The organism is Colwellia psychrerythraea 34H (assembly GCF_000012325.1).
GTDB lineage: Bacteria > Pseudomonadota > Gammaproteobacteria > Enterobacterales > Alteromonadaceae > Colwellia > Colwellia psychrerythraea_A.
Window position 1 is genome coordinate 2,529,058 of record NC_003910.7, and the last position, 14,516, is coordinate 2,543,573.

At 36.4% G+C, this 14,516-nt stretch carries 11 protein-coding genes; 8 read left to right on the forward strand and 3 right to left on the reverse strand.

The genetic code is table 11. The annotated features are described in order from the left end of the window. Position 1 precedes the first annotated feature (1 nt). The 3 genes from CPS_RS10750 to CPS_RS10760 all read left to right on the forward strand — a co-directional run bounded on the left by CPS_RS10750 (position 2) and on the right by CPS_RS10760 (position 3,530). Entirely contained in the window at positions 2 to 1,870 is a 1,869-nt protein-coding gene (locus tag CPS_RS10750) for a UvrD-helicase domain-containing protein (protein WP_011043228.1), read from the forward strand. Between the two features lie 317 nt (positions 1,871 to 2,187). After that, entirely contained in the window at positions 2,188 to 2,994 is an 807-nt protein-coding gene (locus CPS_RS10755; protein WP_011043229.1) for a ceramidase domain-containing protein, read from the forward strand. Positions 2,995 to 3,083: 89 nt separating this feature from the next. Continuing rightward, entirely contained in the window at positions 3,084 to 3,530 is a 447-nt protein-coding gene (locus CPS_RS10760; protein ID WP_011043230.1) for a thiol-disulfide oxidoreductase DCC family protein, read from the forward strand. A 58-nt stretch (positions 3,531 to 3,588) separates the two neighbouring features. On the opposite strand, the gene CPS_RS10765 is transcribed toward CPS_RS10760, so the two are convergent. Next, entirely contained in the window at positions 3,589 to 4,323 is a 735-nt protein-coding gene (locus CPS_RS10765; RefSeq protein WP_011043231.1) for a DUF2182 domain-containing protein, read from the reverse strand. Positions 4,324 to 4,337: 14 nt separating this feature from the next. Beyond that, positions 4,338 to 4,964 carry a DUF1326 domain-containing protein gene (locus tag CPS_RS10770; RefSeq protein WP_011043232.1) on the reverse strand — a complete coding sequence of 209 codons (627 nt, stop codon included), beginning with the start codon at positions 4,962 to 4,964 and terminating at the stop codon, positions 4,338 to 4,340. A 359-nt stretch (positions 4,965 to 5,323) separates the two neighbouring features. Here CPS_RS10770 and CPS_RS10775 point away from each other — a divergent pair, with 359 nt between their 5' ends. Further along, on the forward strand, positions 5,324 to 5,791 hold the full coding sequence (locus CPS_RS10775) for a tRNA-uridine aminocarboxypropyltransferase (RefSeq protein ID WP_041736913.1): 468 nt from the start codon (positions 5,324 to 5,326) through the stop codon (positions 5,789 to 5,791). A 221-nt stretch (positions 5,792 to 6,012) separates the two neighbouring features. After that, positions 6,013 to 7,668 carry a B12-binding domain-containing radical SAM protein gene (locus tag CPS_RS10780; RefSeq protein ID WP_011043234.1) on the forward strand — a complete coding sequence of 552 codons (1,656 nt, stop codon included), beginning with the start codon at positions 6,013 to 6,015 and terminating at the stop codon, positions 7,666 to 7,668. A 45-nt stretch (positions 7,669 to 7,713) separates the two neighbouring features. Here the strand turns inward: CPS_RS10780 and CPS_RS10785 are convergent, their stop codons facing one another. After that, positions 7,714 to 9,024 (reverse strand): DsbA family protein, encoded by a 1,311-nt coding sequence (locus CPS_RS10785; RefSeq protein WP_011043235.1) that lies wholly within the window; start codon positions 9,022 to 9,024, stop codon positions 7,714 to 7,716. A 458-nt stretch (positions 9,025 to 9,482) separates the two neighbouring features. Here CPS_RS10785 and CPS_RS10790 point away from each other — a divergent pair, with 458 nt between their 5' ends. Genes CPS_RS10790 through CPS_RS10800 form a run of 3 tightly spaced genes read left to right on the forward strand, consistent with a single transcriptional unit; the run spans position 9,483 to position 14,515 of the window. Then, on the forward strand, positions 9,483 to 11,147 hold the full coding sequence (locus CPS_RS10790; protein WP_011043237.1) for an ABC transporter transmembrane domain-containing protein: 1,665 nt from the start codon (positions 9,483 to 9,485) through the stop codon (positions 11,145 to 11,147). Next, positions 11,140 to 13,197 carry a peptidase domain-containing ABC transporter gene (locus CPS_RS10795; protein ID WP_011043238.1) on the forward strand — a complete coding sequence of 686 codons (2,058 nt, stop codon included), beginning with the start codon at positions 11,140 to 11,142 and terminating at the stop codon, positions 13,195 to 13,197. The genes CPS_RS10790 and CPS_RS10795 overlap by 8 nt, the downstream gene beginning before the upstream one ends. Next, positions 13,190 to 14,515 (forward strand): HlyD family type I secretion periplasmic adaptor subunit, encoded by a 1,326-nt coding sequence (locus tag CPS_RS10800; protein ID WP_011043239.1) that lies wholly within the window; start codon positions 13,190 to 13,192, stop codon positions 14,513 to 14,515. The genes CPS_RS10795 and CPS_RS10800 overlap by 8 nt, the downstream gene beginning before the upstream one ends. Position 14,516: the final 1 nt, after the last annotated feature.

Sequence of the window (14,516 nt, forward strand, 5' to 3'; positions counted from 1 at the left end):
TATGAGAAATCCAAATATTGAATTAGTTGGTGTCGATAAAGAAATTTATAGTTATCTTAATTTATATAATCCAAAGAGTTTTTTGTTGTTTGCTGGAGCTGGCTCAGGGAAAACTCGAACATTAGTTAATGTATTACAAGAAATTAAAAATAATAATTTACAAACTTTAATTGAAAATGGCCAAAAAGTTGCAGTTATTACATATACAAATGCTGCATCAAACGAAATACAACATCGCCTTGAGTATGACCCCATATTTACAGTATCAACAATACATAGTTTTATCTGGGAATTAATAAAGCCGTTCACTTCTGATATTAAAGATTTTATTAAAGTTAAATTAAGAAGTGATATAGATGTTTTAACAACTAAAATTAGTAAAGCTAGGGATAAGAATGGTAAAACAGCATTAGCGAATGCACGTAGCCTAAAGTCCAAACAAAAGCGGTTAGACGGGTTAGCAGAGGTGGAGAGTTTTACTTATAGCCCAACTAGTAACAAAACCAGCAAAGGGACACTTAATCATTCAGAAGTAATTATTATAGGTTCTATTTTTATAGCTGATCAAAAATTAATGCAATCGGTCCTTATTAATAGATATCCAATTTTATTAATAGATGAAAGTCAAGATACGAATAAAGTACTATTAGAAGCTTTTATTTCAGTGCAGGAAAATAACAAGAACAAGTTCTCGCTCGGCCTCTTTGGCGATATGATGCAACGTATTTATAGCGGAGGGAAAAATGACTTAACTACTTCGCTTCCACCCGATTGGGAAACACCGGCAAAAATAATTAATTATCGATGCCCGAAAAGAGTTATCACTTTAATTAACAATATTCGTAAAGGTGATGACCAAAATGTACAAGTGCCAAAAGAAGATGCTATTGACGGTTTTGTTAGGCTGTTTATCGTAGATTCCAACACAACGGATAAACTGGAGTTAGAAAATAAAATTCGTTTCCAAATGGCTATGCTTACACATGATGAAGATTGGAATATTGCAGAAGAAGTTAAAACACTAACGCTTGAACATGATATGGCTGCCAGCAGAGGGGGATTTGACGAGTTTTTGCTACCTTTGTCTTCAGTTAGTAGTTTAAGAGACGCAGCACTAAATGGTACGAGCAAGAATATAAACTTCATTACTTCAACCTTACTACCATTTATTGATGCAGTAGAAAAAGATGATTCCTTTGAAGTTGCTCGAATAATCAAAAGTGGTTCATTATTAATAAGTGATTCCAATCAATCTTTCTTATTAAATCCTATAGGAACTTTAAAAGATATTGATTCAAATGTTGTTGAATTTAAGAAAATTTTAGTAAATGGAAAAGTTACGCTACATAATGTTTTATCTACAATTCAGAAGTTTGAATTACTTTCTTTACCTGACGAATTACTTGTCTACTTAAGTGATATTGAACAAGGTGAACCTAATGAGCCTGAAAGCGATACTAAGTTGCTTTCAGATGTTGATAAAGCTTGGGGTTTAGCGCTTAATTCTAGCATTGGTCATGTGAAAAACTATGCTAAATACGTTAATGAAACATTGGGATACGCAACCCATCAAGGAGTTAAGGGGCTAGAATACAAAAGGGTAATGGCCGTTTTAGATGATAAATTCAAAGGTTTTCTATTTGATTATGAAAAATTATTTGGAGCAAAAGACTTAACTAAAAAAGACATTGAAAATGAGGATTTAGGTAAAGATTCTGCTTTATCTCGAACTCGTAGATTGTTCTACGTTATTTGTAGTCGTGCAGAACAAAGCTTAGCTGTAGTTGCATACTCTAATGATCCTATTGCTATAGAAAAAACTGCAATTGAATCAGAGTGGTTTAGTAAAGACGAAATAGTATTAATCTGATGATGATGTGGATGTAAGTAAACTTGGAAAGGTAGATAAGCACATATAGTGAGGATATCATAATATCCTTACTATGATATTTTAGAGTTTGAACTTCATTTGGGTGATGTATTTACTGTAATAGCAAATTGATTGCATAAAACCATTGCCCACACTCGTCCCATTCCTCCCGCCACATTATAAAAACCGTAACTTTAACGAGGTACGGTTTTTCTGTTTGATGGTATAGTTTGTATCAATATTTTATTCATACAGTCTTTTAAAGCCTAAACATTATCTTTATAGTAGATCTCAGCTATACAAGGATAGTTATATATATGAAAGATAGAGAAAAAAAATGCGTGACAAATGGGTATAACCGTAAAGGGATTATCGGTATTTCCATTATATTGCTTTGCATTACGGTAGGCGTATTGCTGCAAGAGCCGATAGCTCAGTCACTTGAATATCATGACTTTGCTGACAATCGTAGCTTCTTATCTATTCCTAATTTTTACAATGTGCTTTCTAATATACCCTTTATTATCGTTGGATTCATGGGGATTCACAGTCTATTTATCTCTAATAAAATAACGAAATTAGATGAACTAAAAGTCGGTTATTGTTTCTTATTTCTCGGTCTGTTACTGATTGGGTTTGGCTCGGGTTATTATCATCTTTGGCCAAGTAACCACACATTGGTATGGGACAGATTACCCATGACATTGGCCTTTATGGCATTAATTGCGATTATTATTGCGGAATACCTTTCCGTTGAACTAGGTAAACGTCTGCTATATCCCTTACTCATAATCGGGGGCGCATCGGTACTTTATTGGGATTACACCGAAAGCAATGGTGCGGGCGATTTACGATATTACATCTTAGTTCAGTTTTTACCATTAATTGCGGTACCACTAATTTTGCTATTTATGAAACCGGCATTTAGTTATGGCAATAGATATTGGTGGCTTTTCTTAACCTATATTTTAGCCAAACTATTTGAGCACTTTGACACATATATTTTTGAAGTATTAACAGCGATAAGTGGTCATACATTAAAACATTTGATTGCAGCATTAGGCATGCTGTTATTATTGAATGGGTACAAAAGGCGGAAGAAAATTGAAGTTAATGACAGATGACAAATGAAGTCGGTTCTTTCGCGCATAAACCTTTAGTTGGTTATATCATCGGATTTTCCAATACGTATTCATATTAAGAAGCAGAGCACATGACCGCTGTAAAATATCCGCCTAATGTTGGCGAAAATGATTGTGTGATCCTATTTGACGGTGTCTGTAAACTTTGTGATTTTTGGACTCAATTTATTGTTAAGGTTGATACACAACAGCGCTTTAAATTATGCAGCGTTCAATCACCAGAAGGGCAGAGCATATTAAATTATTTTAAAATGCCAACTGATCATTTTGATACCATGCTATTGGTAGAAGGTAACCAATGCTTTGATAAGAGTGATGCTTTTTTAAATACGATGAGCAAACTTAGCTACCCATGGCGTTTATTCACCGCATTCAAGATACTCCCGAAAGGTATTAGAAATTGGCTCTATGATCGTATTGCTCGAAATAGATATTATTTATTTGGGCGGTACGACAGCTGTATGTTGCCAAGTAAAGAAAATGAAAATAGATTTCTTAAGGGTGATGTTGGTGAGTAGCAAGTTAACTTATCATTAAGTTTTTCTTAAAAAAAATCTCACAATTGATGAGTTGTACCTAGAACCAATAACTTAATCCCAACATAATCAGTAATGCACCTAAGTATTTACTGATTATTTCTCCTTTTGGCATAACTTTTTCTACAACAACTATCAGCGTTAAAATAAGTATCCATTTTAGATTCATTACCCCACTTACAAATAATATTGTCATTAAAAACCAACAACAGCCTACGCAATAGCTGCCGTGTTTTAGGCCTAAGAGTAATGCACCTTTAAAACCTTCTTGCCAACCTTTACTCAGCATAGACAATGGTGATCTACACAGATTTAAACAGTTTTGTTTGAATGAAGAAAATTGATAGACACCAGCAATGATTAAAATTGACGCACTAAAGCTTAGGTTTACACTATCCATCATGGGTGTCAGTAGATTTAAATGGTGGAGAAAATACTGCAAAAAGGTAATAACTACACTGTATAAGCACCATGTTATGAGATAGCCGAAGGTAAAAATAATGGTTGGTGTGTAGGTTTGATTTGACGAAATTCGTTGTCGGTTTAGTTTATCAACCAATAATATTACTGGAATTGCCGATGGCAGCATCATTCCTGCCATCATAATAGCCCACATGATAAACAGCATGAATACATCAGCCACAGACCAACTTGCTACTGGATCCATATTCATAGTCATATCATAAAGCATGTAATGCCAACTCAAATAAATGAGTAGGCACACACTAATCATGATAAAAGTTCGATTTATTAATACCATTTTGTTATCAGGCATTGATGCATCTTTAGTTAAGCATTTGGCCAATTAACAACAGCATTTGCAGCAAAGGTATCACTGTAACTAAAAGCCATATTGCCATGGTTAATTTTCATTAATTTGGTTTTTCCGGCAAAACCATCGTTCCACATAAAACCACCTTTAGGGAAGGAAATATGCACTTCATTAATCTCGCCAGTAACGGGGTTAATGTGTGGCTCTTGTTCAACCTCAATAATCCCCTCTATTGTTACCGTTGATGTATAGTCTTGCCTATTTAACTTAATATCAGCCATTATTGGTCCATCAAATTCACTAAACAAAGTACCTAGTACCTCAACAGGCATGCCACCTGCTTGTCCTGACATTATGGTAGCAAGCGCACCGACTTGTTCTTCGTTAGCACTGTTATCGATAAAAAGAGCTCCTTTGCCATTACCTTCATGCATAGCACTTGGCCAAGCGGCAGCAAACACCATTTTCAAACCACTTAAGTCTAAATCGTTGAAGTGACCCTTAAGTATTTCAAAGCCTAGTATTGCTTCACAGCCACCATCCTTACTGGTTGGGAAACCGCCAAACTGACAGCCACATCCGTGACTACAACTACAATTTTCAATTTGATTCATTGATAATGCCCAAGAATGTTGATTACTCATAATATAACTCCTCTTTTTTGGGTGGTTAAATTATAGGCTAAATCTTGTTGTTTTTCCTTTTTGAGAGCAAAACATATTTCGATTTGAGTTATGACATTGTTGTGTACATTGTTATGTTTATTGTTATGTTTATCTTTCGCTGCTTACGCTAGCCAATTATACTATTAACCATTGCATACCAGTAAGGCTCAGCACATTGCACTTTAAGAACTATACCCAAACCACTTCAAGATTCTAGTTTCAGCTGAATCCTGCATATTGAAGTAGCTTGGGTATAAATGTAGGTTATGAGCTACCCATCTTCAAATTTGGCGAACAAGTCTTTCAACACTAACCAAAAGCGGAACAATGCAAAAAAAATGAAAATATTTTTACTAACACATGAACGTGAATTGCATAGAGGCACCAATACTGGCTCTCTTGCTATAGACGATTCTAATGAAATTGTTGAACGGTTACTTTGGGAAAGAGTAAATCCCAATAAAGAACTTACTCGGTTAATAGAAAATAATGAGGCGGTATTATTATATTCTATGGGTGAATCATCAGAAACTGAATCGTTGGCAGTCATTGAAGAATATGAAAACATCATTATTATTGATGGTACATGGCAGGAATCAAAAAAAATATTCAACCAAAGTGCTTATTTAAAAAATGCTCCGCAATTCACTTTGAAAACGGAAAATGATTCATTATACAGACTCAGGGCTAATCAGCCTAAAGGTGGTCTATGCACCATCGAATGTATAATCGAAGTCTTGAAAATTAAAGGTCAAAATAAAATGGCCTCAGAATTATCATTAAAATTTGACCAATTTAATGGTTAAAACCAAACAATAAAATAACAAAACAATTCAACAGAAGATTACCGTTGCTCGCGTTTTACTTTATTTTTAGCCAACTACTCCCTAGCTCGTTATAGATAAAAAACATCATATAATCAGCTCTTTTAGGAAGCATAAACAATATTGCTGAATAACGTCAGCATTCACCGTATAATTGCACCATTATCGTTAGCGGTATTTAATCTAAGGTATTTAAATCCAGTATGGCAGAGCAAAGCAATCATCTCGAACTAACCGTTACGCAAATTCCTCTCACAGAAAATAGTACGCTTGTTTCAAAAAAATCAGACTCAATAAAAGAGGGCAAAGCGGTTACTCATCAAAGCAGTCAGAAAACTGATAACACCTCGCCTAAGATTGTACTTGCGACACTCAACGCAAGGTACTTTCACACCAGTTTTGGTTTACGTTACCTTTACGCGAACTTAAGAGAGTTACAGGAATTTTGTGAAATAAAAGAGTTTATTATCCAAACTCGCGCCATTGATATCGTTGAACAAATATTAGAAAAAAAACCCGATATCGTTGGTTTTGGTGTTTATATTTGGAACATAATTGAAACTACTGATGTAGTTAACTTGTTAAAAGTGATCGCACCAGAAATTAAGGTTGTTTTGGGCGGCCCAGAAGTGAGCTATGAAACTGAGCAACAAGGGATAGTTGCCTGTGCAGATTATGTCTTAACGGGACCAGCAGATATTAGTTTTTACCAACTGTGTAAAGACATTATCAACGAAACGCCACCTGATAAAAAAGTGCTTAATTCGAAACCTGTTCCGCTAGAAGAAATAGCATTGCCGTATGAGTATTATACCGATGAAGATCTAAAGCATCGACTGCTATATGTTGAAGCGTCTCGCGGTTGCCCGTTTAAATGTGAATTTTGTTTATCTTCTTTAGATAAATCGTCCACGCCATTTGAGTTGACGGCCTTTCTTGAGCAAATGGAAATCCTTTATCAACGTGGTGCCAGAAATTTCAAGTTTATTGATAGAACCTTTAATTTAAACATTAATACCACTATGCAAATTATGCAGTTTTTCTTAGACAGAATGACTGAGGATCTCTATCTACATTTTGAAGTGGTACCCGATCACCTTCCAAGAAAATTAAAAGAATTGTTAGCACAGTTTCCTGAGGGCAGTTTGCAATTTGAAATTGGCATACAAACCTTTAATGTTGAGGTACAAGCGAATATTAGTCGTAAGCAAAACAACGCAAAATCAAAAGAGAATTTATTGTGGTTAAGGGATAATACCTCCGCACATATTCATGCAGATCTCATCTTTGGTTTACCAGGTGAAACTTTCGATACGTTTAAAGATAGTTTTAACCAACTCTATCATTGTCGTCCACATGAGATTCAAATGGGCATTTTGAAACGCTTGAAAGGTAGTCCAATTATAAGGCACACAGAATCATTCGATTTGCGTTTTAATCCATTACCGCCCTTTAATATTTTAAGTACAGACAGGGTGAGCTTTAGCACCATGCAACGTATTAACCGCTTTGCGCGATATTGGGATATGATTGGTAATTCAGGGCGTTTTAAATACGCTTTACCTCATATGTTGTCAGACGAACCTTTTGATGATTTTATGGCGATTACCGAGTGGATTTTCAATAAAACAGGGCAAATTCATAAAATTAGTCTGAAGAAGTTATTTGAGCTGATTTCGCAATCGGTAGAAGCATTATTTCCTGAAAAGCATCACCTTGTTATTGAAAAAATTGAACTAGACTACGAGGCAACGAAATTAAAAAGTCTCTTTAATGGACTCAAGCTTTATGCGGGTGAACAGACTGAATCAATTACTAAAAACAAGTCATTAAAGCGACAACAACAGCATATGAGTTAATAGCATAGATTTAAAAGCTTATGAAGCTAACAACTTTTATTAGCGTTAACCTTCCTGCTGTGAAGATGCTATCGCAAATTGTATTTGTAATAATCTATCTTGCCCAAATACCGTAGTATTTTCATAACTAAAACTAGGCACTCCCCATTTATCATGCTGGTATAAGGCGAGTAAGTTGTTTTGAGCCCAACTTTTCCAATGATTGTCGTCGAGGTATTGTTTAGCTTCAAACCAGTTAAGGCCCGATTTTTCGACAATATGCTTTAATCCTGCATCAGTTTCTGAACATATCCCTTTTGACCATACAGCTTGTGCGTAGGTTAATAAAAATTCAACACCTAACTGATTTGCGGTAGCGTATTCAAATAATGCATAACAGCGCTCTACACCTTGTCCTAATGGATCCGCTACCTTTCCAAAGGGTATATCAAGAGCCGTGGCTTCACGGTTTACGTCTTGTAGAATGTACATACGTTTGGTTTTTGGTACTAACATACGTCGCATCACCATAGGTAATATTGGTTTCACCACAAGGGGAACTTGAAAATGAGCGGCTAAACGTTTTGCCCGTAACAAGCCAATATATGAATAAGGACTGCGTATTGACCAATATATAATTAAAGGCGATTTTTCATCATTGGCAACAGGTAATGCATTGCCTGATTGTTGGATGTTATGGGTTTGGTCAAAAAGAACTTTTTGATCAACAGACAGCTGTAAATTATTTAAGCGTTTTTCTAAATACTGTAATCGATCAACTCCCCAGTACCACTCACCGCCATAATGCAGCATAGCTGACTGATAATGACCATGTTGTTTTAACATTGCTTCGTTACTGTTTAAATGTTGCTGATAACATTCGTTATGGTTTTGTATCACGGGATCAATCAAAGAGGCTAGCGTGCCATTGTCTCCTTGCCAATAGCTAGAAAATATTTCGAGTGCTTTGGTTAAATATTCCGGTTGAAGTTCATTATGGAGTAGCTGAGCTGTTGCAGTAAAGGTTTGTTGCTGGCTCACTTTAGGCGGTTGTTCTGGAAAGCTTAGCTTGTAGAGCTTTGCTAAAAACACACCATCTTGAAATGCATTGTTTGCCCATAGTTCTGGTGCGGGAAACATTTCTGTTTGCTTGTTAAGCACAGTTCTGAAATCGAACTCTATTTGATATCTGTGCTGTAACTCAGCAAGAGTTTGCAGTAATAAATAACTGTAAGGGTCATCTAAGGCAAGATAAACCGTTACCTGATGATTTAACTTGTTTTTAATGCGTTTTTTATCAGCGTATTTACGTTTTAACTCGACGATAAAATCACTAAGCAGTGCTTGTATAAGATAAGGTTTTATTAGGTTGACCATAATTTAAGTTCACTTAGTTATTTTTTATAAAGTGTACACATAACTGACTAAAAGGTGAGCGAAGCTGAGCATGACATTTTATAGCGTTGCCTACAACCAGTGACGTGTAGAATCATTTAATACTAGCTTCCTTTGTAAACAAGTTGCTTAATCCTTAATTACCCGATGAGTACCGGCATTTCTATCATGATCTAAATACCAATTCACAGCGTATTAAACGTTAAGTAAATTTAATGAAATTTATTTAGTAATAAGAACATGCTTGTTATTACATCATCAAAGAAGTAAGTTATTGAATGTAAGTGGTTTTAAGTCGAAATTTAAGTCGGTTTCAAAGAAAACAATTATTTAAAATATATTCATTGTTTTTTTTGATAATACTTTTTATTTCATCTGCTTCTACTACTATAAAGTGATGATATATAAAAATAATAAGTAAGTGTAAGGAACTAAATGGAATGAAATCTACTTTTAACTTGTTGAATAATACCACCGCGTTAACACAACTCTCGCTCTCATCAGTATTTATCAATTTATTATCGTTAGCGCTGCCTTTCACCATGCTACAAATTTACGATAGAATTTTACCTAACCAGAGTTACGGTACTGCAACCGTCCTGGTTATTGGGGTCGCCATAGCCATATTACTTGAGCTGTTTCTTCGGTACGCAAGAAGCTGGGTGCTTGCCTCTTCTGCGGCTAACTTTGAATTACAAACCACGATAAATGTTGTTAATAAGGTAATGGAAGCCGATCACCAACCTCTAGATAAAATGGGTAGTGGAAGCTTATTCAATAGCTTGTCGGGTATCGCAACAATGAGAGATTTATATTCAGGGCAAGCTGCCGTTGCGATGATGGACTTTCCCTTTGTTCTAATTTTTCTCGGTTTAGTAGCTTATATTGGCGGACCTTTAGTTTTTATCCCCATCGTAGTTTGGTTTGTTGTTATTTCGTTGGTGTTACTGATAAGTAAAAACCTATCAAAAGTAACGGATGAATTATCGGCAACAGACAGCCAGCGTTCATCAATCTTACTTCATGTATTATCAGGCCTTACGACAGTAAAAGCGTTAGCACTAGAGCAACGTTTATCGCGAGAATACCGTGAATTAAATTTTAAACGATTAGCAGAGCAAGAGAAAATAGATTGGTTATCAGCCAAACTGCAAGAATTAATTCAAGGTGCTTCCCAGGCAACAACGTTAATCTTAGTGTTACTGGGTTGTTTATCAGTATTAAATGGTGATTTAACAACGGGTGGTTTAGCAGCCTGTTCAATTTTAGCGGGTAGGGCTGTTGCTCCCCTAAGTGCTATTGTCAGTCTTCGTTCTCGAATCGCGACAGCAAAAGTGGCCATGGCTAATGTGGATGAATTATTGTCACTACCCAAAGAAGCATTTACTAGTGCCAAAATTTATAACGAAAAACTGCCATTAGGTCCTATACAGTTTAAGGCGGTTAACTTTGAACACATGGGCGCAAAACTAACTCAACTATCATTAACTATCCAAACCGGTCAGCTTTGTACTATTCAATCTAATCCTCTAACGCATGCAAGCGCAGTACTGCAAACGTTAGGCTTATTTAAACATGTAAATGCTGGCAGTATTTCTATTGATGGTGTGGAGATAGCCGAACATGCAGCAAATGAATTTCGTCAATCGGTTTTGTATGTTCCACCTTGGCCAACGTTATTTGCAGGCAGCTTATTAGAAAATATGACCATGTTTCAACCGCAATACGAAAGTTTAGCAATGCAATACGCTAACGTTTTAGGGTTAACAAATACCATCGCACAATTACCTGCAGGCTATGCAACACAGGTAACAGAAGACAACAATAAGATGATTGGTAAAGGCGCTATAAAGTTAATGGCGATAATACGCGCCATGGTACAAAGTCCGTCTATTCTGTTGTTGGATGAACCCATGATTGCACTTGATTCAGACTCCCAAGCAAGGTTGTTAACCTTACTTCGATCACTTAAAGGTGAGATGACCATGTTAGCGGTTTCCTACTTTGATGAATTATCGGAAATTAGCGATGTCACAATGACCCTGACAAATGAGGAAGGGGAAAATACGGTATTGTCTGAAAAAAGAGGGTCAACTCATGAATAATCATAATGACCTTAAAGTTGCATTAATCGCACTATTGCAACAGTTAGGTTTGCACTCTCAAGCGAATAGCATTTCTGTAGACACGCGGCTAGATAAATTAGATACCACTGAACTCTTAGATGTTTTAAGAAAATACAGTCTTAATTTTCATGTGCGGCCAATGAACAAAAAGGATATAGACCATACGTTATTACCTTTTTTGGTTATTCCTCAAGAAGATGAGGCTTTTGTTTCACGACGTAAAAATAATCAATATGAGCAGTTAACGAGTGAACAGTCTTGGCAACGGGTTTCTTTTAGGAAAGATTTTGAGCAGGCAAAAGTCATTATTATAGAAAACCTGCCAACTAAGAAATCTTCAAGTAAAACCTTTTCACAGCATTTATCAAAACAAAAGAAATGGTATAAACCAGTATTTTGGCTGAGTTTGTTATCAAGTTTAACGGGATTAGCAGTACCTTTATTTACTATGTCTGTTTATGACAGAGTCATTGGTGGACAAGCACCCGATGTACTACCTCAAATAGCCTTAGGCGCCTTTATCGCCTTAGCCATATTAATTGGCAGTCGGCTTATTAGAGCCAAAATAGTGGCCAGTGCTAGTAATAAGTTTGCGCGTGACTTATCAGATATAACCTTTAGTAGACTATTAAGAATGCCGCTGATGGTATTGTCTCGCGTTGGTCTGTCAAATCACATCGCAAGAATGAGAAATGCGGAAAAAGTAAGAGGCATGGTTTCAGGACCCGGTGGTGCAGGGTTAATCGATTTACCCTTCACCATCATTGCTTTTTCAGCCATTGCCTTGTTAAGTGGCTGGTTAGTCTTAGTCCCTATTATTATGCTGTTTGTCTATTACTTAGTGATGAAGTTACTGAATCGCTATACCGCACGTGTAGTGCCGACCATAAACAGTGAATATCAAAACTCTATTAATGAGTTATCTAAAAATGTGTTGCAACTTAAAGCCAGTGGACAAACTGAAGCACGAAGAGTTGAGTTTTTTAGGCAGTGTCGAGAATCTTGTAGACAAAACTTCCTTTTCGCAAAACGTAACGGATTAAAAACGGCTACGGCTCATGCATTGAGTATGCTTACGGCGTTAGCGACTGTATTTACGGGGATCTTCTTAGTCTTAAATCAAAGCATTACCGCTGGTGCTTTAATCGCCTGTGTGATGTTGATTTGGCGAATTACCGGACCTGCTCAATTAGCTTTTTCATCAGGGCAAAAATTCACCATGATGAGTGGTGCTATTCAACAGTTCGATCGGTTCATGGGGGCAAGTCCAGAACAAAATGAATACCGAATGGAGCAACCCGACAGAGAAACTGCGCCGACGATTAAAATAAACCAAATAACCTTGAGATACAGTGCGAATCAAGAGCCCGTATTATCAGGTGTCTCGGCTGATATTGAATCAGGTGATTGCGTCGCCGTGATTGGCCCTAATGCCTGTGGCAAAACATCCTTGTTATTGTCTTTACTTGGCGTAGTTGAACCTCAGGCGGGTTTTATTATGGTGAATAATAAAAACTTAAAACAATATGACCCTGAAACCTTTAGAGAATACGCAGGATATTGCCCCGCAGAGCCTGATTTATTTCCAGGTACGTTAGCGGATAACTTGCGCATTGCAAAACCTGACGCGACTGATGAAGAATTAATTGCTGCATTAAAACATGCAGGAGGTGAATCATTATTTATCGCGCTCAATTCAAATTTGAACATCATGTTAGAAAACAACGCGTCAAACATGCTTTCGGCCGTAGAAGGGAGTTATATAAACTTAGCGAGAGCATTTCTTAAAAAGTCTAACTTTATTATTTTAGATGAACCCTTAGCAAACAGAAACCCTCAAGCAAGAAAAGCCTTTAGCAATACGATTTTAGCTTTAAAAGGAAAGGCGACAATTGTCTTTAGTAGTCATGATCCAGAGTTAATCAAACTGGCAGATAAAGTGATTGTTTTAGATAAAGGTAGCGTTGTTTATGCAGGACCAATCCCTGAAAAAAATTCACAAGAAATGGAGTCATCAAATCATGAATAACCGCCAACTTGCTAACCGTCAATGGCCCGAACATGAGTTTTCTGATGCTATTGAAGCCCCGATAGAACGAAAAGTGATCAGAAATATAACCTATATGATTTTAGGCTCAATATTTTGTTTATTACTGTGGTCTATTTTTTCAAAAGTTGAGGAAATAGCGAAAGCACAAGGACAGGTTGTTCCTCTTGGACATCGACAAGTTATTCAAAGTCAGTTAGGCGGTACTATTAATGCGATTGTTGTCGAAGAAGGGGACGTGGTCAAAAAAGGCGATGTTTTAGTCAATTTTATTGCTATTAATAGTCAATCTGCAAAAGAAGAGCTGGCAAGTAAATATGCTAATTTGATGATGAAAAAAGAAAGATTATCGGCTTTTAAAGAAAGACGAGAGGCCGATTTTAATGATTATAACGAAGTATATCCAAGGTTAGCACTTCAACAACGTCAAGCATTAGGTAGTATGAATAGTGAGCTTGTTGCTATTGAGTCATTATCAAAATCTGACGTGGCTAAATCTCAAGCAGAATATCATGCGATAGAAAAAGAAATTCCGGCATTAAAAGATCAAATTATTGCCTCTGAAAAAACATTAGCAATGATGACAACCCTTGCTAAAACGGGTGGTATCTCGCAGTTAAAGCTTTTAGAAACCCAACAAAAACTTGATTCATACCAACGTGAATTGAGTGTTTTAGAAGGGAAAGAGCAAGTGCTGTCTAAAAATATGTCTAATTTAAATGAGCAACTTAATAATAAGAAAGCGTCTCTCTTAAAACTTGTAGGTGAAACATTAACAGAAACACAAGGTGAAATTCTTGCCGTTGAAGCAAGACAAAGATCATCAGATTCAGATGTTTCACAAAGCACTGTTGTTGCGCCTGTTAATGGCATTATTCAGTCAATACCCAGTAGTAGCGTTGGCAGTGTTATTCCTCCTGGGGGGACAGTAGCAGTTATTGTCCCCGTTACAGAGAAAGCATTGCTGGAAGCTAAATTATCCCCAAGAGATATTGGTTTTGTTTCTATCGGTCAAAAGGCCAGAATTAAAATCGATGCCTTTGATTACAGTCGATATGGCGCTTTAGACGGTATAGTTAAAAAAATATCACCAAGTACAGATGCAGATGAAAGAGGTGGTGTTTTTTATAAGGTGCAAATTGCCATTGATAAACCCTATTTTGGCAAAAATCCTGGTGACTTAGAGTTAATTCCAGGCATGACAGGTGAGGCTGATATTGTTACGGGTGATAAAACAATATTTCAATATTTATGGAAACCAGTATTTACTAACGTAACTAGTGCTTTTGGTGAAAGATAAG